We start from the raw sequence: 22,478 nt of genomic DNA on the forward strand, positions 1-22,478 counted from the left end.
CAGACGCTTCCGAACCCGGTGGGACCTCCCGTAATCGCCGATACATGACCGAATCAGACGAGACGTCCGAGGGAGCTCCAGCGGTCACGAGGTTGCAGGACCGATTGCTCGAGGTGGCCCCCCTCTGGGCCGGCGCGCTCGCGTCGATTCTGGTGTTTCTCTTCGCCGTGCAGTTACTCGGGGCAGCCACGGAAGCAGCGGAGCCGCTCATCGCACGGACTCTCAGACGGATCGTCGTCGACGACGGCTCAGCGATCGGGCTGAGTTGGCTAACCACATATGGACTGACGAACGGATCGGTCGTGGCAGCACTCGCACTGTCGCTGCTCCGCTCTGGTATCGTCTCCGTGATAGAGGCGTTCCTGATGATAGCCGGCTCCCGTCTCGGCGGGGCCGCTATCGTCGTCCTCATCGGGGCGCTCGACTACCTCCACAAGCGTCACGGACGGACCCTGAGCGAGGGGATGAGTCTTGGGCTGCTGACGTTCCTGATCACGTTCACGATCTACGTCCCGGTGACCGTCCTCGGGCTCATCGCCCTGACGGCGTTCCAGCCGAAACTGCTCGCGGTGACCCGTGGCCTTGATCTCCCCATCCGGTCGCTGCAGTACTTCAATCCCCTCACTGACGCTGTCACGCGGGCGTTGGAGCCGGCGAACGCCCTGATTCTCGCGCTCGCGTTGCTGCTCGGGAGTCTCTTGCTGTTCGACCAGGTGCTAGAGCGGGTAGAGACCGAGACGGTTCGGACATACGTGTTCCAACACTTCAAACAGCGATGGATCGCTTTCGCCATCGGGCTCTTAATCACGGGTGTCACTACGAGCGTCGCCTTCTCGCTCGGCGTAGTCGTGCCGCTGTATAACCGGCAGTTCGTCCGGCGCAAGGAGATCACGCCCTACATCCTCGGAGCGAACATCGGTACGCTGTTCGACACCCTCGTCGTGGCGTTCGTCCTGGAGACGACGGCCGGCGTCGCAATCGTCCTGCTAGTGGTCGGTCTCGCAACGCTGTTCACGCTCGTGGCGCTCGTCGGCTACGAGCCGTACGCTGCGGTCATCGATGCCGGGCAGGACAGGTTTCTCGAGGACCGCCGATTCTTCGTCGGATTCGGCATCCTGCTGGTCGCCGCCCCACTCGCACTCCTACTCGTGCCACACCTCTGAACGAACCTGCCCACATAATGCCGTCGGGCCCGTACATGGGACCCATGACAGTCCATATCCTCGTTCCGATAGATGGTTCGCCGATGGCGAAACAGGCACTCGAGCACGCCCTCTCGATGCATCCCGATGCCCAATTTACGATTCTGTACGTCATCGACTACATCGAAGAGAGCTATAGCTCCCGGGCATTAGTCGGGGCTGACAAGCTCCGGGAGCGAGCGGAGGAGCGCGCCGAGGAACTGTTCGAAGAGGCGGAAGATATCGCCGAGGAGCACAGCGTGGAGATTGAGACCCGGACTGCCGTCGGCGATCCGTCACGCGAAATCGTCGCCTACGCCGAGGACCACGACATCAATCAGATCGTCATGGGGAGCCACGGTCGGTCACCGATGTCGCGTATTTTGCTCGGCAGCGTTGCCGAGGACGTCACTCGACGAGCTCCGGTTCCGGTCACTGTCGTCAGATAGAGTAGCCACTGAACGTCACTGCACACCTGATCGCACGACTGCGTTGCGATCAGTGTATAAATCGTTTCAGTGGCTACTATAGACCGCGGGCCGGAAGGCAGACCGGACCCCGCTGCGTCCGAGCACTGCACGCGTCCAGATTCGTTCCCGTACTACGAAATCGCCGCACCGCTGGCTGGCTACTCGCTCCAAACGCAACTCCCGCCAGCATGTTGTGGCGCGATTAAACACGCTCCGTTGAGCCCCCTGTTATCGCCGTGCAGTGAACAGACGACCTTTTCTGTATATCCTCTCGTCTGTTCGGGGACGCCATCTCACGGGATTCGTATATTTCCTCGAACGTATACCATCTGTCAGTACTTGGATCCGGAATTCACTGATAATAACACTCGTAGATTGAGACGCTCTGTCGCTTGGCTGACCTCCGCCTGAAGTCGGAGAGATATGCTATCCGACTGTATGATTATGGTATACGCAATAGTCTGTGTGGGGGAGGGATAGCAGGTATAGTAGCCACTGAAACGATTCACACACTGATCGGACAGCTGTCGGTCGACCAGGCGTGCAATGACTTGCAGTGGCTACTATAACTATCCCCAGATGGAGGACTTCCCTACACAGTAGAATAATGATATCCATCCGAGAAAGAGCCCTGCAATTACTACCAGAAAATCAGCCAGACACGTTCCGATAACAATACAATAGCCGATACCGATCGTCAGTAGAATCAATGAACTGCCGATTAAAATGTGGCATCGACGTTCAGCTTTGGGTTCCATGCGCCCTCGTATCACGAGCAGCCGTAAATGACTATGTCATGCGAATTTCGTTTTCACCGATCCAAGAATCTTGCTCGGTCAGTCCGCGTACCGTGCCGCCAAATCGGCTCTGTATTCCCAGACAGTTATAGTAGCCACTGAAACGACTCACACACTGATCGGACAGCTGTCGTTCGATCAGGCGTGCAATGATTTGCAGTGGCTACTATATATAACAACTCGTATTAGTAACTCGTCTGGATTTCATCGATCGACGCCGTTCCGAACGAGGCGACTGCGCAGCCATCATTATTACGACTTGGACACCGTACTCGGGAGCATGCCCGGCCCAACGTTCGGCTTCGTGTCCTCCGAGAACGTCCCGTTGTTCACCGACCTGTACGAACTGCGAATGATGCAGGGATACGCCAATCGAGACCACAACCCGCGGGCGACGTTCAGTCTCTTCGTCCGCGACCTGCCGACGAATCGCGGCTACATGGTGGCTGCAGGTCTCGAGCAGGCGATCCATTACCTCGAGTCGCTCTCGTTCGACGACCGCGCCCTCGAGTATTTGAGCGAACAGGAATTCGACGACGCGTTTCTCGAGCGGCTGGCGGACTTCGAGTTCACGGGCGAGGTCCGCGGCCTGCCCGAGGGAACGCTCGTGTTCGCGAACGAGCCGCTGCTCGAAGTGACGGCACCGATCCTACAGGCCCAACTGCTCGAGACGGTCCTGATCAACCAGATGGGGTATCAGTCGCTGATCGCGACGAAGGCGAGCAGGATGCGAGACGTGATCGATCGGACGGGGAACGACCAGCGCCTCGTGGACTTCGGTTCCCGTCGTGCCCACGGGACGGACGCCGGGATGAAAGCGGCACGCGCTGCGTATATCGGCGGCTTCAACGCGACCTCGAACGTCGCCGCCGGCGAAGCGTTCGGTATCCCGGTCTCCGGGACGATGGCTCACTCGTGGGTGCAGAGCTTCGATCGGGAACGGGACGCGTTCGAGGCGTTCGTCGGCGAGTACGGCGACGACAGCGTGCTCCTGATCGACACCTACGACACCGTCCGCGGTGCGGAAATCGCGAAGGAGGTCGCTGAAGGGGTGGACGTTTCGCTTCGCGGAGTCCGACTGGACTCCGGCGACCTCCCGGCGCTCTCGAAAGCGGTCGACGAGGTCATCCCCGAGGTCGACCAGTTCATCTCCTCGGGAATCGACGAGTACGCGATCCGCGAGTTCTTCGATCGCGACGGTATCGCGGCGGGGTTCGGTCCGGGAACCGCGCTGGTGACGAGTACGGACGCGCCGAAAGTCGAGGGAGTGTACAAGCTCGTGGCCGTCGAACGCGACGGGGAAATGCGACCGACCATGAAGCTCTCGCCGGGAAAAGTGACTTATCCGGGAGCGAAGAGCGTCAGACGGACCGAAGCGGACGGGCAATACGCCGGCGATACGCTCGGTCTCCGTGACGAGGAACTGGCCGGAGCGGAGCAACTCGTCACCGTCTTCGAGGGCGGTGATCGTGTCTACGAACTCCCGGACATCGACGACATTCGGGACACTGCGCGGGAGAACCGCCGGAAACTGCCCGACGAACACCGACGAATCGAGGCTCCAGATCCGTACGACGTTCGAATCAGCGACGGACTTCGGCAGGAGACGGAGGAACTGCGAGAGCGCCTCGAGTCGCGCATCAGTGAATAGGTTGTGAAGGCACGACGAGCGGGACCGAGGTGATTCGGCCGGTTGAGCGCGGACACCACGCTATCGATGCGGTCGGACTCGAGCAGAGACAAGCCGGGCCCCGTTCGTGCAACCGATTCGATCCGTTCGTCGATCCGGCCGAGAATCCGCTGATGGTCGGCTTGGGGCGGACCGTGCCGGTCCCTTTATTCGTTGTGAGGTAGTGGTTTCGAACTGACCTATGACCCAGCGACACACGATCGAGCGGGTCCTCGTTCCGACCGATGGAAGCGAGGGCGCTCTGTCGGGAGCGAGACGAGGTATCGACCTGGCTCGAGCGGCGACTGCAGAGCTCCATGTCCTCTCGGTCGTCGATACGAGGGAGACCGGCGTCTTACGGACCCGGTTCGACGAGGAGGGGGAGGAGCCGCAGGCGCTGCTCGAGGCCGACGCCGAAGCGGCCGTCGAAGCGGTCGTCGACGTTGCCGACCGCACGGACGCGACCCTCGACGTCACTACGGCGGTCGAGCGCGGGGCCCCGCACGAAACGATTGCCGAGTACGCATCGGCCCACGATATCGACGTTGTCGCGATGGGGACGAAGGGCCGAGCGGGTCTCGAGCGGGTGCTGCTCGGAAGCGTCACCGAACGTGTCCTCCGAACCGTCGACATGCCGGTACTGGCAGTGCCGCCGGGAAGCGACTCCCTCGCTCCGGACGGACAGCCGTACGAAAACATTCTCCTCCCGACCGACGGGAGCGAGGGGGCAGCGGTCGCGGTCGACTGGGGAATCTCGCTGGCGGACTCGTTCGATGCGATGGTCCACACCCTCTTTTCGGTCGATACGAGCCGTATTCCAGCGACGCCGACGCCGAGCGACGTCTTGACCGACCTCGAGCAAACCGGGGAACAAGCCCTCGATGAGGTCCGAACTCGCGCGAAGGACGCCGGTGTAAGCGTCACCGGACTCGTCGCGAGCGGCCCGCCGACGCGGGTGATCATGCAGTACGTCGACGACAACGACATCGACCTCGTCGTGATGGGGACCCACGGTCGGTCGGGACTGCCCCGACACGTCCTCGGAAGCGTCGCGGAGAACGTCGTTCGAAACGCCGACGTCCCCGTGTTTTGCGTCCCGATGGTCGACGACGCGTAGCCAAACTGTGATATCGAGTCGCGACGCAGCGTCGCCGGACTATCGAAACGGATGACACCCCGCCGCTGGGAACGGGAGGTGACTTTTTCTATACCGCTCTCGATACAGTAGTGTATGTCTGTTGCTGAATTGCAGGAGTACGGGCTAGTCGAGATGGACGACGGAGAGATTCGGGACTTCCTGTCGAGCCAGCAGATGGGCGTACTCGGCCTTCCCGGTGACGAAGTCCCCTATCTCATCCCGATATCGTACGGGTACAACGGCGACGAGCGACTCTACTTCACGTACCTCATCGGATCCAGCAGTCGAAAGAAAACGCTGAGTGACGAAACGGACACCGCGAGCTTCCTCGTGTTCACGGTCGACACGATGTACAACTGGCAGAGCGCTCTCCTGACGGGGACGCTCAGCGAGGTCCCCGAGTCGGACTGGGACGCGCTCGAGGAGACGCTGAGCGACGCGTGGCGGCCGAGTCTCATCGAGACGGCGACCCTGTCCGGAGACGTCGCGGTCTTCGAGCTTTCGATCGAGGAGCAAACGGGCATCAAACATCAGGGCCTGCCGCCCGCTCTCCGGCCCGACACCGAGTAGCGGCCGTCGAAATGACGAGCCAAGCGTCTCGCATACCCCGCCGTCGACGTCCGCGCTCGGGGTCTCGAGACCACTCGCGGTCACACAGGGTGTCCGGGACTGACGTTCAGGGGGTGGTGTGGTTTCGAATCTCGCTCAGTCCTCGTCAACGGGCGTCTTCACCACAGTCACCGGTTTTTCTGCCATCCGAGCGATGCGCTCTGCGACGCTGCCGAGCAGTCGTCGGTACTCGCCGGGACGATTCTTCGAGCCGACGACCGTGAGTCCGATATCGGCGTCGTCGGCGTACGCGAGGATTTCTTCGTGCGGGACGCCGTGGCGAATCTCGGTCTCCGTCGAAACGCCGGCCTCGGTCGCCTGATCGACGATGTCCCCGACCGCGTCGCGGCCGGCTTCTTCGAGCGCGTGCTCAAGGCCCTCGAACTCGTGGACGTACTCGTCACCGGGGTAGGAACTGTACGCGTCGGCGTCGACGACGTACAGCACGTGCAGTTCGGCGTCGTATCGCTGTGCAGCGTCGATCGCGTGCTCGATAGCGCGGTCGACGCCGGGACTCATATCGGTCGGGAGCAGCAATCGATCGTACATCGAGTAGCTAGTATCGTGACAACATGATAAAAAGCGGGGACAGTTCCATGGCGGTGTTCAGATAAGGATGAAGAGTGAGGCGGTGTGTTTTCTGAGTGGTTCATGCCCGAAAACACACGCCTCAGCGGTAGTATCGACCAGACCGAATTAGATTTTGTGGAACGAGAAGCGACACCGAGATTGCTGATGAAGCTTGGTATTCAGCTCCATCTCGCTGGCCTATCACTTTCGAATTCAGTTTATATTCTTTAGATATTCGGTGTCGAACGTGCTCGATCAACCATACATAATTGGGTTCACAAGGCCGATCTACAGCCCGAAGCTGGGCGGTGTCCTGATCACGTTGCGGTTGACGAGACCGTGATCCGACTCAACGATGAGCAATATTGGCTGTATGCCGCTGTCGATCCCGAGACAAACGAATTGCTCCATACAAAACTCGAACCGACGACTACGAAGGTTCTCGCTCATTCGTTTCTGACGGAACTCTCCGAGAAACACGACGTCTCCGACGCCGTGTTTCTCGTCGATGGATCGCACTCGTTACAAGATGCGTGTCAGCGCCACGACTTCGATTTCAGATGCGAGAAACATGGAAATCGAAACGCTGTTGAACGTGTCTTTAGAGAAATAAAACGTCGAACTATCTGTTTCTCAAACTGTTTCAGCAACGCCGAAGCCGAAACCGCCGACGACTGGATCAGATCGTTCAGCTTCGCATGGAATCAGCTTATCTAAACACTACCAGATCACAGTACCAAATGGAGTAGCTTGTGCAAAGAGACTGCTATTACTACGGAATGTATATATGGTAGTTGGCTCACCAAGATATGAGCCCTCTTTAATTTCTTTAACAGACGACAGTTTTAGTCTTTGACGAATACTACTGTAAGTGCAGTTTGTAACCGAACCATCCACTTATCATACTCTACCGGCCGTGGTGAATCGCCAGACGTAGCTTAATTTCACGGTGTCACGGCTCGCTTGATGTTGTGAACGACACATTTCAGGACGATTTCGCGGAACTCCCGAAACCATGCTCGCGCACGCACGGCGTCGCCGAGCGTGCGCTTGATTGTCGAGAAGACGGTTTCACACGTCGATCGTTGGCGGTAGCGAGGCCCATCGATCCGCGCGTTGTGCGCGTGGTCGATGGGCCGGAACTCGCGGTGTTTGATCAGTGGTCTCACGCCCTCTTCGCGGAGCTTATCGCGTAATTCAATCCAGTCGTAGCCTTTGTCTGCAGCGAGGCTGGCGAGGTCGCCCGCGTTGCGGCGGGCGACCTGCCAGCCGAGCTGTGTGTCATGCGTTTTCTCGGTCGTACAGTGAACGTCCAGAATCGCGTGGCTGCCTGTGTCGACGAGCGCGGTCGTTTTGAGCGTCTGGACGCGGTAATTCGTCCGGCGGCAGTAGTGTTTGCTGGCGTTTTCACGATCGAAAAACGTCGCGTCGATCGCGGCGTGACCGCTCGGCTCGTGCAGCTGCGCCGAGAGGCGCAGCAGCACTCGCCAGAGTGCGGTCTTGATTCTATCAAACCACTTTACTAACGTCGAGTGGTCGGGGAGATTGGCCGCGTTGAGGCCAATCTCCCCGAGTATTTGTGGCATCTCGCTCAGCAGATCGAGTGTCTCTCGGTACGACTTCTCCAGATAAACCCGCAGACAGTGCAGCGACAGCACCGCATACTCGGCGAAGCCGCCACCCCCTTCGGGGGCGGCGACTTCGCCTCGCCCACCAACAGCATTTTTAGCTAACTGGACCGCTTTACTCGTGAAGCGGGAAATCTTCGACATGAACCATCGGCGATTTCCCGCTTCATCTTCCTAGTTCTGACGGTCGAAGCCGACGCCGTCAAGCGATTCACCAGAGCCACTCTACCATACAATCTACTTTGATGTCCTTAGTGAAAAATAGTATCACAGGGAAGAATCTCAGACGGCCATTTAATTATACCCATTTGTTATTTCATTTCTAGCACCACGAGCATGTCCAAGGGCCAATGGTCGACAACCCGCTCAATAGTGTCACTTAGCTTTTCCTCATAACCCTGTAGCGGACGGCGCAATAATTTCCTTGTGACCAGTCCACATTCTGTTGATCTGCCCTTGACGCGTTACTGGCACACCAGGCAGATCACGCAGAGAACCGTGCGTCAACCAATTCATCGAGCTCCCTGCACTGAATCTGGGACTGTCTGCGCCCCGTTCCGTGGGCAAACGCAGACGTCACCCCCCATGCATGCCCTCCTGTTCGAACGTATAGTACCATGCGTCACCAGCTGATAGGATCGGTGACGAGTAGGCAGGTGTTTCGTCAGGTATTCGCTGATTGTAGCCGAATGCAGGGTGATAGGCGTTCACGTTGTGGTGTGGCGTCGTCATGTTGAACTTGACCGTATCACCAGTTTCGACATACAGGCCCGTTGGCTCGAAATAGAACTCCGGTATCGGGATATTCTCTCGCTCTTTAATGAGAAGTTCAACAGTGGGGTTGGCGTCGATCGATGCTGATTCATCGGCAGTTACCGTCGTTCCAAAGCGTGCGTCAATACTCATTTACTGAATCATCCCCAGTCCCGTCTTCATTTCCGTTGCCGTTGCCGTTACCATCGTCGCCATTCCCACCGAGCTAGCACACCCAGCTGTTGCTGCCATACTACCGGCGCCGAGTGCAGCAAGGAACCGACGGCGATTCGGGTCAGATGTCAATTGCAGTTCTCTTTCCCTACCTCCATCTGACAGTTGCTGTTTGTCTGCCACAGTCATAGCAATATATATTTCGGATTAAAATACTATTCTAACCAAATATATTAATACCTTGTATATTCCAATACTCTATACGGTGTGGTAGAATTATTGAGCCTACTCTCTCCCCCGCAACTCGTCCAAATCGCATACTCGCGTGCAATCGTCTTCAATGTTGCCAATCCGACGCCATTGATATCCTCCACGACGAGCTCTGTCTTTAGCAGTTAGAACTTGACTACATCTAGAGAGTAGAACTCTCGCCTCAATACTATAGAAATATTCACATAGTAATCAAAACAAGACATTCACATTATATACACTTTTAATATCAGTCGGAAAAGAAGTCAAATACAGGTTCATTGAATTCTCTCGTGAGATGTACGACCTCACCGGCTTCCAACGCGATCTCCTGTACGTGATCGCGGGTGCTGACCAGCCGTCCGGCCAGGAAGTCAAAGATGAAGTCGAGCAGTACTACAGCACCGAAATTAATCATGGCCGACTCTATCCGAACCTCGACACGCTCGTCAACAAGGAACTGGTTGAGAAAGGCCAACTCGATCGCCGGACAAATTACTACGCCATCACTGACGCCGGTGAGAACGAAATCGATGAGCGGCGGGAGTGGGAGAACCAATACGTGGATATATAGTCTAAAGTGTATTCGGCTGCAACATACGTTCATTGACTTCTATATTTTGCCAAAGAGAAGGCTTATACTGGCAGAATTCGCGTCTCACACAGACGGTACCGGTCTCGAACGAAATGGCGAAAAACCACATCGTAGAGCACCACCTCGGGCTTCCTCGATCATACTGATTCGGTGCCAGATCAAACAGGAAATATTTTGTCGCATATCGTGTTGATAGAGATCGTACGTCACATAAACGATTCCCAGATGACCAGTCAACTCATCGGCGAGAAAGAGGATTCCGAGGACGGCTACGAATGAGGTATAGACGAACTCGAACGGCGGTTCAAAGACGGTCAAAGAGTCCTCGAACTACTGAGGACCGCCAATCGTGTCGATCGAAAAACCTATGCCATATACTGTAAACAGTTAACACGTGACATATAACGACGCATACGAAGCCGTAGCCGATCTGTACGACAAGGAAGCGGGCTGGGAAGAACACGCCCATGTCGGCGACAAAGAGTCGTTCAACGTGGCCACGGAAGCGCTCGGCCGCCACAGCGATTCGGACGAGACAGGTCTGCGAATCCGCGACTTCGAGAGCGGCGAGACGGAAACGTACACGTTCGCCGAACTCGACGCCGCCGCAAATCGGGTCGCCAACTATCTGAGCGAACACACCGACCGCGGCGCCCGTATCGGTGCGAAATTACCTACGCAGTTCGAGCTGTACGCCGTCGTCTTCGGAACGATCAAAGCCGGACGAATCTACCTTCCGCTAGCTCCCGTCTTCGGACCGGACGCACTGAACTATCGACTCGAGGACTCACGAGCGTCGGTACTGTTTACGACCGCGAGCGGCTGTGAGATCGTAGACGCGGACCTGTCAGCCCTCGATCGAATCGTCACGGTCGACGGTGGGTCCGTCAACGGATCCACGACCGTCGACGACTACGACGCTGTTCGAGAACACGACGACGCCTTCGACGCCGTCGAGACGCATCCAAACGATCCGTTCACTCTCACGTACACATCGGGGACGACTGGGTCGCCGAAGGGCGTACTGAGTCCGCACCGCGGTCCGGTCGAACTGCACGCGTACACCGAGTACGTAGTCGACTTGCGGCCCGACGACGTTTACCTGGTCGCCGCATCGCCCTCGTGGTCCTATGGCCTCAACATGGGCACGATTATGTCGGGCGTCCGCGGGACAGCGATCGGCTGTTACCGCGGTCAGTTCGACCCCCTCACGTTCTTCGAAACCCTCGAAGAGTGGGACGTCGACAACGCGATGATCCCACCGACGGCCCTTCGCCAGTCCCGAGCCGCCGGCATCGACTTGAGCGAGTACGATATCGACCTCCGGGTGCTGATTTCGGCGGGTGAAGCGCTCGATCAAGATACCGTCGACTGGTGCGAGGAGGGGCTCGGCGCACCGCCACAGGACTCCTACGGCCTTACGGAAGGTGGCATGGTCGTTTGTAACTACGCGTTCGACGACTGGGAGGTCAAACCCGGAAGTATGGGGAAGACGATTCCCGGCACCGAGGTCGCGCTGCTTGACGAAGACGGAAACGAAGTCGAGCAGGGCGAGGTCGGCGAGATCGCGATCAAACGCGACGACACCTCGATCGGAACATACTGGGGGCGCCCCGAGAAGACCCTCGAGACGTTCACCGGCCTCTGGCTGCGAACCAGCGACCTCGCACGGCAGGACGAGGACGGCTACTTTTGGTACGTGAGCCGCGCCGACAACGTCATCATTTCCTCGGGCTACCGCATCGGTCCCGAAGAAGTCGAGGAAACATTGCTGAACCACCCTGCGGTCGAAGAAGCTGCAGTCGTCGGCAAGGATCACGACACGCGCGGCGAAATTGTGGCGGCGTACGTGACGCTCGTCAGTGATTACGAACCGTCAGCCGAACTCGAGGACGAGCTCAGCGACTTCGCCCGGGAGGAGCTCTCGAAACACGAATACCCACGCGAGATCGCGTTCATCGATGAGCTCCCGAAGACGGCGAGCGGAAAGATCAAACGGGCCGAACTCGGGGATTAGACTCGCACGAACCGAAGCTCGTTTGCCCCTCGTTCTCGAGGATCAAGGTAGGATCACCGATGCACATCGACCCGCACGAGGCCTCTCATTCGGTGTACCGGACGCTGACCGGACTCGTCGTTCCCCGTCCGATCGGTTGGATTAGCACCCGCAGCGAAGCGGGCGTCGACAACCTCGTACCAGTTTCTTCAACGTCGTCAGCGTCGATCCACCGATCCTCATGTTCTCTCCGCTCGACAGGCCGGACGGCCTCACGGATACCACGGTCAATGTTCAGGAGACCGAGGAGTTCGTCGCCAACCTCGTTACCCACGAGTTCGCCGAGGCGATGAACCAGACCAGCGCCGAACTGCCGCCGTCCGAAAGCGAGTTCGACCACGCGGACCTCGAGCGAGTACCGTCAGAACACGTCGAACCCCCGCGCGTCGCAGGGGTGGCCGCCGCATTCGAGTGCGAACTGCACGACGTCATCGACGTCGGATCGAACTCTGTCGTCCTCGGCGAGGCCGTCTCGATCCACGTCCGCGACGATGTCACGACTGACGGAAACGTGGATACTGGCAAGCTCGATATCGTGGGCCGACTCGCGGGCGGCATGTACGATCGCACCATCGATCGATTCGAGATGGCGCGACCGGACTGACCGGCCGTCGTCACCGCCTCGTTACGAATCCGGAGTGCGAGGTTTAACGTTCCAAGATGTTGACGCAGGAGACTGCCCCTGTCGCGTTGCGGCCGATACCGATGTTGTGCTGGAGGCCGACTTCGGCATCGGGACCTGAACGTCGCCGGCTTCGCCTCGGAGCTGTTCGAAGATTTCGGCAATCTGTGCGACGCCGGTGGCCCCGATCGGGTGGCCCTTCGAGAGGAGACCGCCCGACGGGTTAACCGGCTTCTCGCCGTCCAAGTGGGGGACGCCGTCGTCGATGAAGGCACCGCCATCGCCCTGTTCGCGGAAGCCGAGGTCCTCGTACGTGATCAGTTCGGTGATCGAGAAGCAGTCGTGGACCTCAGCGACGTCGATGTCGTCCGGACCGTAGTTCGATCGCTCGTAGGCCATGCTCGAGGCCTGTCTCGAAGCCGGGAAGTTCATCAGCGCCAGATCGTCGCCGCGCATGAACGAGTCGGTCGAGAAACCGTAGCCAGCGACTCGAACCGGCGCGTCGGTGAACTCGCGGGCGCGCTCGTCGTTGGTCACGAGCACCGCACACGCACCGTCGGTCACGGGACAGCAGTCGTAGAGGTTCAGCGGATACGAGACCGTCGCCGAGTCCTTGACGTCGTCGACCGAACACTCGAACTGCTGGTGGGCGTGGGGATACTTCGTCCCGTTCTCGTGGTTCTTGACGGAGACCTCCGCAATCTGTTCGCGGGTAGTCTCGTACTGATCCATGTGGCGCGTCGCTCGCATCCCGAAGAACGCGGGCATCGTCACGCCGCGCCCGCGCCAGACGCGCTCGAGGGCGGCGCCGCCGATGAGTCCCTCCGTCGAGTCGAGCATCTTCTCCGCGCCGATGACGAGCGCGACTTCGATGTCGCCGGCCTTGACGGCCTGAAAGGCGTTTCGGAAGGCGTCACTGCCGGTGGCGCAGGCGTTGACGATCTGGGTTGCTGGCTTCTCGAAGAGACCCGTGGCGTGTGCGACGGAGGCCCCCGAAGACCCTTCGTTCGCGATGTCCAGCGTCCCGTACCAGATCGCGTCAATATCAGCGGTCGAGTTGATGCCGTGATCGACGCTCTCGACGAGATCAAGGTACGCCCCTTCGAGGAGGTCGTCGAACGACCACTCGTACTTCTCGCCGAAGTCGATGATGCCCGAGCCAACGACGTGTGCGTCGGTCATCGTTTCACCTCCCGGGGAACCGAGAATTTGAAAGAGTTGATCGGCCGCTCACCGTCGTCGAACAGTTCGCAGAACCGGGCGACGACCTCGGTCCCGACCGACAGCTCGTCGAGGTCCGTCTCGGTCAGCAGACCGTAGACGCGAGCGGATTCGCCGGAGCCGTCTTCCTGTGGCAAGTCGACGATCGCTAGTGGCTGTGGTACCTCGATATCGTCGGGGAGATACTCTTGGACGACGAAGGTCTTGATCTCGCCCCGCTCGGCGAGTTGCACCTCTTCGAACGTCGCCGGTGCGTCGCCACAGCGTTTGCACGTCCGCTTTTCGTCCGGAAACGACACGTAGCCACACGACTGGCATTTGAATGCCAGCAGGCGTTGATCTTGTTCTCTGGTTCGGTGATATCGTGGTCCACTCATGCGTTTGGCACCCCCTAGTAATCGTATCGCTCGCGGTACTCGAGGTGCTTGGCGTACGGAACGTACTTCTTGGCCTCGAGCTGTTCCGCGACGGTCAACCTGTTGGGGTCGTTCGCTCCGTCGGCAACCGAGACGACGAAAGCGTCGGTACCACCCTGTCCATAGGCGACAGCACCGATCGTCGAGCCCGGGTCGACGGATTCGATTGCGTGCGCCAGATCGAGCAGCATCGTCGCCGTTCCAGCGTAGCCGACCTCATTGAACGTCGATACACGTTCGGCGTTGATCGGTCCGAGCGCCGTTCGGGCAAACCGGAACCCGGGAGCGCTGGCGACGCCGTACTCGGGATCGGAGTCGGCCTCGGCTCGGTCGAAGGCCGTCGACGCCGCCGGTGCGACGCCCTGACGCCGTTCGAACCGAGCGTCGCCAGCGGTAGCCGATTCGCCGTGTTCGCGGTGACGTTCGAGGAATCCCGTGGTCGCCTGACCGACCGCGTCGATAGTCGCCATCGGATCGTCTCGTTCCGGTCGGAGAACGAGAGCGCCAGCACCGGCACCCATCGTCGACTCGTCATCGCCGCCGGATTCGACGGGCATGATGTCGACTGCTGCGACGACGACAGGTTCGTCGGTTGCGCGAACGTACTCACAGGCCGTCGCTAGCGGGTCGGCCGCCGCACGGCCGCTAGCCTGGAAATCACCAGTTCGGACGTCGGTCGACAAATCGGCTCTGTACGCGATTTGAGCCGCGATGCCGTGTTCGGGAATTGATCGCTAATACTCGCCGTAAATACTGCTGCAACGTCCGCAGCAGACGTTTTCGATCGGTCGAGGGCTGTCGTCGTCGCCTCGCTCGCCATCGTCACGTGGTTTTCATCACGAGCGGGGACTGCACTCTCACCCCGTCCACGGCCGCCGTGTTGGGCAGCGATGTCGCTGCGATCGATTCGATACAACGGAACGTAGCCGCCAGCACCGTCAATTGCAACTATCGGGTTGACACCTCTGTTGTTACATCATGATGTGTTTAACATGTAGTGTAATGACAACTGGCAAAATAAGTGTACAGGTCTCTAGTGAGGCGGTCGCGGTACATCTCGAAGACGGATATCCATATTCTGTGAATTCGTATTGAAACGTCGTAGACTACCGTATTCGATGAAACGTCTATCGAACCCTGTTGATGGGGTCGAGAAATTCGATGCCGGATCACCGCGGACTGGCCGTCCACTCGAATCTATTAGCACGCTGTCAATGAGTCGAGTTTGCATATCACACGAAGGTTCCTCCAGCTATAATTAACACCCTAAGTGTATTATGCAGTTATTGGTTCGCGTACTCGGATCCGCAATGAAAAGGACAAGATTGGTTATATTTTATAAGGTATACAAAGAATCCTCCATGGGGCACTGTCTAGTTAAGCCAGTTTGAGAAACAAGCAGCAGTTCCTAATCGAGAACCAAGAAATTGACGTGACAGAGTTTCTTGTCGACGGTGGCAGCTATCTGACTGCCCCCGCTCGCCATGAGTTGACCGGTCAGTTCAACTACAGCGAGCGATACTACGCCGAAAAAATGGTTTCGGCCTGCCTCAATGCGGGTCAACCGCTTTCATTCCTATTGGTAAGGCAGTCCAGCCAGTGCATGCAGCTGGCTCAGACGGTTCAGACACCACTACAACTACGGTCGGCCGAATCAAGCGCTCGATGGCCGAACGCCGACCGAGGAGGTGCCGGACTAGATAGTATCTTCGATTCTCTTGATGTTTCTGTACGAGCCCTGAGAGAACTACGCTATCGAAGTTGCTGTATTTCGTGTCGCTTCTTCACCATATCCGAGTCGGCACTCTATCATTATGAAATCGATTTCGATGCGAAAACACGGAAATCGAAACGTGCCTCCTCGTCCATGCATTATGCATGTGATCAGTGAGAGAAAAACTCTCAATGAGTGAATAGCAGTCTAACTGCGATGCTTGTGTATTCGTGGGCGTGAATCATAGATTCGCATCTCACAACTGGTGGACTATCAGAGCATTTGACGGCGTCTTTTCGCCAATCGTTGTCGTAATCGACTATCAGAGAAAAGTCGCTGGTCTGCGTTTCTTTGGACAATTGTGTGCCTAGGCAACGACCTTTTGCTACCAGGCCGATCGATCTTTTCCTTCTTGAAGTCGGTTTTCGGCCTCCTCGAGGCCCTGTTGGTACGCTTCTTCAGGAGAGCGATCCTGAGCTAACACCGCATTCATCATATCGGAGGCATAGGGATAGGAGTCGGCATATAGTGTGGCTGGCGTCTGTGGACGTTCATTACTTGCGAGTTGAGGAACATGATCCTCTATGATTTTTTGGTTAAGATCGAGGAAGTAACCGTCCTCAACTTGGAAAAACTCCGCGTTAGTGTAAGTATCTGACTCCAGTACGCTCTCATAGGTTGGCAAGAACCGCATTGGCTCCTGTAGGAACGTTTCTCCTATCGTATCTGGATCACTGTGCATGAATTTCCACAATTCCTTACCGCCATCGGGGTTCGTTGAGTTCCTGATGACCGGAGTCCCTTCCACAGAAATACCACCGCGATCAAGTGGATCTGCCCCCTCGCGAACTGGAGGAAGTGCAACGCCGGTATTCAAGCCAATTTCCGGGTTCGCACGGTATGAAGCGCCTGCCGCCCAGGCGTTCAGCGAGAAGTCCTGAGCGAGATTCCCAGCTACCCAGTTTTCAATTGAGGACGTCCAAGTCATGCTCGAGGGATCAAGAGAATATTCCGCGAGTTCGTTAGCGAATTCTAATACTTCAGTAACGTGCTCCTCGTCAAGCCAGACTTCGGCCTCTTCTCCCTCCGTCTTCCAGCGGTACCGACCACCACCGACCGTCGCAAGCAGGATTACGAAATGGGTTGATGCCTTGAGATTTTTCCCACCACTGATCCCAAAGCCTCGAGCATCCGTTTCCTCATCCTCGTCAATGATACGGGCATTTTCCAGAAGTTCCTCCCAGGTCTCGGGGACCGACAGACCAAGACGGTCGTAAATGTCAGTTCGGTAAATGAATGAGTACGTGTACATCCCTCGGGGCATGAAGGTAGCCTGCCCATTGATGGATAGGTTATCACGGAATAACGTTTCACCGTTTTCTTCCTCTATCTCATCGAGGGTATCGTCGACTGGCAGGGTTTGTTTTTGGCTCACCATCCCTGGAATTTGTTCAAAGGTGGTAGTGGTCAGTGTCGGGGGGTCGTTGGCTTGCATCAACGTCTGAAGTCGCTGGTCCCCTGCTGTACCTGCTCCGAAATATTCGATGTCAACCGAATGTCCTGTATCCTCTTCGAACTCAGGAACGATCTCATCTTCCCATCGAGTCTTCCAAGCATCGGTATTGTAGTCGGTAAGGACATGTATTGCCTCGTCTCCTCCACCACCAGTGCCTAAGCAACCCGCAAGAAATCCAGCTGTACCGACTCCGCTTGAACCCAATATCTGACGCCGTGTTAGTTTCTTGTTATCGTGGCTCATTGATAACCATTGTACATGTATTGGTCGGTACACTTTAATGTACTGTAATTATTCAGTCACTATTACGGCATAGTCTCACTGTCTAGTATCACTACCATATATTTCATATAACTTAATTATATTAATTATTATATAGTTAATATAATATCAAGATAGTAGAATTAGTGGTAAGTTTGTAATGTTCCACTCCGAGACGTACGACGTTTTGATCAGCATTTACTGCGTTAGAGTGTCGGATCCGTTGAGTGATGATCAGTACCTCACAAAGCTGGTTAGTGAGAACATCTGCTTACTGATGGTGTGTCTACGACAAGCAAGCAGACAGTGAAATCCACGAGGACCAACTCCTTAACTTCCTCGTCAACCAGCTTGACGAGGAAGTTTCTCTCAACCTTGCGAACAACGCTGAAATCGGTACTGAGGACCATCTACGAGGTCCTCGTCGGGGCGACTGCCGACGGGACCTCGATCTCTACGCTGTGCAACTCTAGCGAAGACTCGCCATCAGCAAACGCGATCGTCTACCATCTCCGGACGAAGTTCGAGCCGGAACGGCTCGAACGAGTCGCTAACACGCTCCTTCGGCGAGAGATCGTCGAACTACTCTCCGAGCAGGTGGTCTGCGCAGACCTTCATCTGGGACTCTACCACGGTGACGAAGACGACACAGACAGCCTCTACCACTCCGAAGCCAAGCGCGGAACCACCGCGTTCCACGGCTACACCACACTTTACGCGCGTGTGTCGAACAAACGGTATACGCTGGCGGCCCGCCGTCTACCTCGATCGCGGATTCTACGATAGCAAGTGTCTCACGTTACTCTACGCGCACAACTACGCCTACGTGATCCCGATCATCCAATGAGGTGAGACGATCTAGCAGGAACTCTCAGAAGGATGGAGTCGCGTCATTCAACACGACCTGATAGGGAAACTCGACGGTCACAGCTGGACCATCGAGTTTCCCGTTTACATCGACTGTACGTACCTGAATGGACGGTACGACGAGAACGGTGTGGCGCGTCAGCGGCGTAGCCGTGACGCGCCGTTCATCGAGACACCACGCGATGCTCGATACCACTACAGCAAGCGCTTCGGTATCGAGTCGAGCTATCGCTTGTCTGAGCAAGCAATAGCGACAATGACAATACGAGATTCCACGGTGAGACTGCTGTACGTCGTGGTGAGTCTGCTGTTGCAGAACACTTGGCGGTATCTCCACCACGAATACGTGGCGACGCCCCGCCGGGGCGGGCGTCGCCTCTGGTGGTGGCCGTACAAGGAGTTCATCAATATGGTTCTACGAACTGCGTGGACGGCCCGACGCACCGCGAGGGCCGTCCCCGCGAATCGGCCATCAGACGACCGGTTCCACCGGTAGTCACTGACCGAGCAAGCGTCTTCGCAAGTGGCAACGCTGTCGCGTCGGCAGCTGAGCGCCGCCGACAGCGACAGCTCCCGCCAATTCATCCGTGATTACTTGGTGAGAATCGGGGATAGATTCGCGTCGACACAGAAACTCACGCTTCAGAATTAGTTAGCCGAGAACGCTTTGTGAGGTTCTGATGATTCATATTGTCTGCTGTGACTTGCTAAAATTGGTACCACTACTCTCTATCGCGAACATACCAATTCATCCCAAAGATTTAATAGAGAGAGTCATGGTAATTGAAAACGCATGTCAGGAGACACCTTCAAAAAAGAGCAATACAAGAAATCACGGTCGCTTTGGCGGAGCACCCGATTACAGTCTGACGCAGTTAAAAGTTTCATTTCTGTGTTGCCGGTAATAATACTCTATTTGATTATTTCTATTATTCCTGCAGTATTTGCCGTGTACGCATCGCTCCATTTTATTCCCCTGATGAGTCCAACGTGGACGTTCGTAGGGATAGAGAATTATATCAGTGTGTTTGAACTTGATCAGTTTTGGGGATCCCTGTGGCGGGGACTCATCTTCATGGTGGGGAGTACAATTATTCAGGTTTCCGTTGGCCTCTGGCTTGCATTCACATTAAATGATATCTCAATTGGTCAGAAATACTTGACTTCTATTGTCTTTACCGCCTACCTAATTCCAACAGTCGTCGTCTCCTTAGTGGCGCTCTTCCTGTTCGACCAGTCGTTCGGTCTCTTCCACATGATTGGTTCCGAGTGGTTCAATCTTTGGGACTCTACCAACTATATACTGGGTTCCAACACTTGGGCCATGCCCCTCGTGATCCTTATTGGTTCCTGGAAATTCAGTATATTCGTTACTATCTTCGCACTTGCCCAACTCCGGTCTATCCCGTCTCGCTTCTACGAAGCAGCACGTATCTGTGGCGCAAACCGTTGGCAAATGTTCAGGGATATTACTTTTCCCCGTCTCAAAGGAATTATATTAACAGTTATTCTGCTTCGAGGTGTATTTATGTTCAATAAATTCGACCTCATATGGATGCTCACGGAAGGGGGCCCCGGATATGCTACAACGACACTCCCATTGCTGGCCTATCAAGAAACATTTCAGGGGGGATCATATGGCCTAGGGAACGCTCTAGCCGTCATGATGTTCTTGATCTTGGCTCTCAGCGCCATCCTATACTTCAAGGCTGCCAGTCCCTCACAGGAGGCTGAAGTATAATGAGCAACGATAGTAGCAGTACAAGTGGTGTCCTCGGTCTTGATCACGAAACAGAAGAGCGTCTCCACCGCATTGTGCTGGGTATTAGCGGCCTTATCGCTGCTTTCGTTGGTATATTTCCTATCTATTGGATGGCCCAAAACTCGTTGGTGACGAGACAGGCGGTTCTTGACGGGCCGGTACTGATACCGTCACCTGAGGAGGTCACTCTCTCAAACTTCGCTATTATATTTAACAATGATGTTGTAATGTACTTCTTTAACACGACAGTTGTAACTATCGGTACAATTGTTTCAGTGTGTATTCTTTCGCTGATTGCAGGATATGGCCTGGCTCGGTTTGAATGGTCTCAGAAAGAAAATTTCGCTCGGTTTTTACTATTCGGTTACATGTTTAGCCCAATCGTTCTAGGACTTCCATTATATCTGATTTGGCAAAGTCTTGGACTTTTGAACACGCGTGTTGGACTCATTATTTCTCTAACAGCGATCTCAATGCCATTCTCAGTATGGCTGATGTGGAAGTACATTCAGACTATACCACGGTCAATGGAAGAATCAGCATGGGTTGCTGGAGCTTCACGCTGGCGGGCCTTCAGAGACGTTGTTGTTCCACAAACCAAGCCGTCTATCATTGCGGCTGCATTATTCGCCTTCGCAATCGCATGGAATGACTTCACCTTCGCCCAAATCCTCCTTCCAAAGAATGAGGCCACCACGTTCGCTCCTGGTATGATGCGACTTGTCAATCAGGGCTACAATATTGGGTGGAACGAAATCATGGTAGTATCTCTTCTTATGACGGTTCCACCGCTTCTGTTCGCCTATTTTCTTCAGGACTATCTCCTGAAAGGTTTCGAAATTAGGTCGCTGTAATGCTTCAGAAATATTTCAGTAACACAAAGTGATTCAACATGGTTAACGTTAAAATCCAGAACATGACTCGTAAATTCGGTGATAGTGATAGCGATAGTGAAATAATTGCAGCTGACGATATTGACTTGACGATACAGGATGGAGAATTTATAACACTCGTCGGACCCTCGGGTTGCGGAAAGACAACTACGCTACGGTGTGTAGCCGGACTTGATACCCCCACAAGTGGCTCCGTTCATTTCGGTGATCGAGACGTTACGGACCTCCCGCCACAGGAACGCGACATTGCGCTTCTATTTCAGGATATTGCACTGTATCCACATATGACTGTTCGAGACAATATGGCATATGGTCTCAAGATCGCAGGGGTATCGAAGAAGGAACGGTACGAGAAGGTTGCAGAAGCGGCTGAACTCCTCCAAATCACCGAGCAGCTCGATAAGAAACCTGCCGATCTCTCCGGTGGTCAACAGCAGCGCGTCGCGCTGGGGCGATCTATCGTCCGCGACCCGACGGTGTTCTTGTTTGATGAGCCGATGTCAGATCTAGACGCTAAACTCAAACGTGAACTGCGTCCTATCATCCAACAAGTCACGGATCAGATCGACTGTCCAGTTCTTTATGTTACTCACGATCAAGAAGAAGCGATGACGATGTCTGATCGGGTCGCTGTTATCAATGAAGGGCAGATTGAACAGATTTCCCCACCAGAGGAAATCTATAACCAGCCAGCAACTGAATTTGTCGCGGACTTTATCGGTCAGCCAGCTATGCAGTTCTTTGACGGACATGTTTCACGAGATAATGGATCAACGATTCTCGAGATTGGAACACATTCCTTTGACTCCATGCAGACGAATAAGCTCGAAGGCTACAGTAACCAGAATGTCAGAGTTGGTGTGCGGCCGCAGCACATTCGAGTGAACGGGAGTCAAAATGACGGAATCAGCGCTACACATATTCTTGACGAACCGTTAGGTGACCAGACGAACAGCTTCTTCGAAACGGAGTTCGGTGAGGTCGTCGTCGTCACACCACCCGGATTTGAGGGGAAAGGTAAGAAGTACAGTCTTTCGTTCACCACTGAAGATATACTGTTGTTCGATCAGGACTCTCACATCCGGATAACCTAATATCGTCGCAGTATCGATCGGGCAGCAACCCTGTACCCCTACTCGAAGGTTTGCTTTTCGGTCTCTCGTTCTTCCAATACGCCCATTGACTCTACTTCGGGAGGCTTTACGCGTACAACACGGGTGTTCGCGAAAATATCACCCAAACATCTACCGCCAGTGACGAATGGGAGCACCGTCGCGATAACGAAAGGGGACAAGCGGCGGTGTTCAGATAAGGATA

17 protein-coding genes and 4 pseudogenes are annotated in these 22,478 nt (G+C 55.7%); 14 read left to right on the forward strand and 7 right to left on the reverse strand.

What is annotated here, in order from left to right; translation table 11 throughout:
• Positions 1–44 precede the first annotated feature (44 nt).
• From ACEWFR_RS20675 to ACEWFR_RS20695, 5 genes are all read left to right on the forward strand, one after another.
• Positions 45–1,163 (forward strand): sodium:phosphate symporter, encoded by a 1,119-nt coding sequence (locus ACEWFR_RS20675; RefSeq protein WP_374062825.1) that lies wholly within the window; start codon positions 45–47, stop codon positions 1,161–1,163.
• An 83-nt stretch (positions 1,164–1,246) separates the two neighbouring features.
• Positions 1,247–1,630, forward strand: coding sequence for a universal stress protein (locus tag ACEWFR_RS20680; RefSeq protein ID WP_374062826.1), 384 nt, complete (start codon positions 1,247–1,249; stop codon positions 1,628–1,630).
• Between the two features lie 1,098 nt (positions 1,631–2,728).
• Positions 2,729–4,099 carry a nicotinate phosphoribosyltransferase gene (locus ACEWFR_RS20685; protein ID WP_374062827.1) on the forward strand — a complete coding sequence of 457 codons (1,371 nt, stop codon included), beginning with the start codon at positions 2,729–2,731 and terminating at the stop codon, positions 4,097–4,099.
• Positions 4,100–4,319: 220 nt separating this feature from the next.
• Positions 4,320–5,234, forward strand: coding sequence for a universal stress protein (locus tag ACEWFR_RS20690; RefSeq protein ID WP_374062828.1), 915 nt, complete (start codon positions 4,320–4,322; stop codon positions 5,232–5,234).
• A gap of 114 nt (positions 5,235–5,348) precedes the next feature.
• Positions 5,349–5,825 (forward strand): pyridoxamine 5'-phosphate oxidase family protein, encoded by a 477-nt coding sequence (locus ACEWFR_RS20695; protein WP_374062829.1) that lies wholly within the window; start codon positions 5,349–5,351, stop codon positions 5,823–5,825.
• Between the two features lie 135 nt (positions 5,826–5,960).
• On the opposite strand, the gene ACEWFR_RS20700 is transcribed toward ACEWFR_RS20695, so the two are convergent.
• Positions 5,961–6,413: a universal stress protein gene (locus tag ACEWFR_RS20700; RefSeq protein ID WP_374062830.1), complete on the reverse strand. Its 453-nt coding sequence runs from the start codon at positions 6,411–6,413 to the stop codon at positions 5,961–5,963.
• Between the two features lie 102 nt (positions 6,414–6,515).
• Here ACEWFR_RS20700 and ACEWFR_RS20705 point away from each other — a divergent pair.
• A pseudogene (locus tag ACEWFR_RS20705) lies at positions 6,516–7,151 on the forward strand (IS6 family transposase).
• 227 nt (positions 7,152–7,378) lie between these two features.
• On the opposite strand, the gene ACEWFR_RS20710 reads toward ACEWFR_RS20705, so the two are convergent.
• Entirely contained in the window at positions 7,379–8,206 is an 828-nt protein-coding gene (locus tag ACEWFR_RS20710) for an IS5 family transposase (protein ID WP_374062831.1), read from the reverse strand.
• 432 nt (positions 8,207–8,638) lie between these two features.
• On the reverse strand, positions 8,639–8,968 hold the full coding sequence (locus ACEWFR_RS20715) for a hypothetical protein (RefSeq protein WP_374062832.1): 330 nt from the start codon (positions 8,966–8,968) through the stop codon (positions 8,639–8,641).
• 568 nt (positions 8,969–9,536) lie between these two features.
• Between ACEWFR_RS20715 and ACEWFR_RS20720 the strand changes: the two genes are divergently transcribed.
• The 3 genes and pseudogenes from ACEWFR_RS20720 to ACEWFR_RS20730 all read left to right on the forward strand — a co-directional run bounded on the left by ACEWFR_RS20720 (position 9,537) and on the right by ACEWFR_RS20730 (position 12,493).
• Positions 9,537–9,812 (forward strand): PadR family transcriptional regulator, encoded by a 276-nt coding sequence (locus tag ACEWFR_RS20720; RefSeq protein WP_374062833.1) that lies wholly within the window; start codon positions 9,537–9,539, stop codon positions 9,810–9,812.
• Between the two features lie 415 nt (positions 9,813–10,227).
• A complete protein-coding gene (locus tag ACEWFR_RS20725; protein ID WP_374062834.1) occupies positions 10,228–11,850 on the forward strand; it encodes an acyl-CoA synthetase in 1,623 nt (540 codons plus the stop codon).
• 59 nt (positions 11,851–11,909) lie between these two features.
• Positions 11,910–12,493 (forward strand): annotated as a pseudogene (locus ACEWFR_RS20730) (flavin reductase family protein).
• A 21-nt stretch (positions 12,494–12,514) separates the two neighbouring features.
• Here the strand turns inward: ACEWFR_RS20730 and ACEWFR_RS20735 are convergent.
• Genes ACEWFR_RS20735 through ACEWFR_RS20745 form a run of 3 tightly spaced genes read right to left on the reverse strand, consistent with a single transcriptional unit; the run spans position 12,515 to position 14,831 of the window.
• Positions 12,515–13,693 (reverse strand): thiolase family protein, encoded by a 1,179-nt coding sequence (locus ACEWFR_RS20735; protein WP_374062835.1) that lies wholly within the window; start codon positions 13,691–13,693, stop codon positions 12,515–12,517.
• Positions 13,690–14,109: a Zn-ribbon domain-containing OB-fold protein gene (locus tag ACEWFR_RS20740; protein WP_374062836.1), complete on the reverse strand. Its 420-nt coding sequence runs from the start codon at positions 14,107–14,109 to the stop codon at positions 13,690–13,692. The genes ACEWFR_RS20735 and ACEWFR_RS20740 overlap by 4 nt, the downstream gene beginning before the upstream one ends.
• Positions 14,110–14,123: 14 nt before the next feature.
• Complete coding sequence (locus ACEWFR_RS20745) at positions 14,124–14,831, reverse strand: hypothetical protein (RefSeq protein WP_374062837.1); 708 nt, start codon at positions 14,829–14,831, stop codon at positions 14,124–14,126.
• Between the two features lie 752 nt (positions 14,832–15,583).
• Here ACEWFR_RS20745 and ACEWFR_RS20750 point away from each other — a divergent pair.
• Positions 15,584–15,848, forward strand: a pseudogene (locus ACEWFR_RS20750) (IS6 family transposase); the annotation flags it as partial.
• A 399-nt stretch (positions 15,849–16,247) separates the two neighbouring features.
• Here the strand turns inward: ACEWFR_RS20750 and ACEWFR_RS20755 are convergent.
• On the reverse strand, positions 16,248–17,621 hold the full coding sequence (locus ACEWFR_RS20755; RefSeq protein ID WP_374062838.1) for an ABC transporter substrate-binding protein: 1,374 nt from the start codon (positions 17,619–17,621) through the stop codon (positions 16,248–16,250).
• 329 nt (positions 17,622–17,950) lie between these two features.
• Between ACEWFR_RS20755 and ACEWFR_RS20760 the strand changes: the two are divergent.
• From ACEWFR_RS20760 to ACEWFR_RS20775, 4 genes and pseudogenes are all read left to right on the forward strand, one after another.
• Positions 17,951–19,002 (forward strand): annotated as a pseudogene (locus tag ACEWFR_RS20760) (ISH3 family transposase).
• A 297-nt stretch (positions 19,003–19,299) separates the two neighbouring features.
• On the forward strand, positions 19,300–20,247 hold the full coding sequence (locus tag ACEWFR_RS20765) for a carbohydrate ABC transporter permease (RefSeq protein ID WP_374062839.1): 948 nt from the start codon (positions 19,300–19,302) through the stop codon (positions 20,245–20,247).
• Positions 20,247–21,122 carry a carbohydrate ABC transporter permease gene (locus ACEWFR_RS20770; RefSeq protein ID WP_374062840.1) on the forward strand — a complete coding sequence of 292 codons (876 nt, stop codon included), beginning with the start codon at positions 20,247–20,249 and terminating at the stop codon, positions 21,120–21,122. The genes ACEWFR_RS20765 and ACEWFR_RS20770 overlap by 1 nt, the downstream gene beginning before the upstream one ends.
• A gap of 38 nt (positions 21,123–21,160) precedes the next feature.
• Positions 21,161–22,255 (forward strand): ABC transporter ATP-binding protein, encoded by a 1,095-nt coding sequence (locus tag ACEWFR_RS20775; protein WP_374062841.1) that lies wholly within the window; start codon positions 21,161–21,163, stop codon positions 22,253–22,255.
• The last annotated feature ends 223 nt before the right edge of the window (positions 22,256–22,478 follow it).

Source organism: Natrinema sp. H-ect4 (assembly GCF_041894845.1).
Lineage (GTDB): Archaea > Halobacteriota > Halobacteria > Halobacteriales > Natrialbaceae > Natrinema.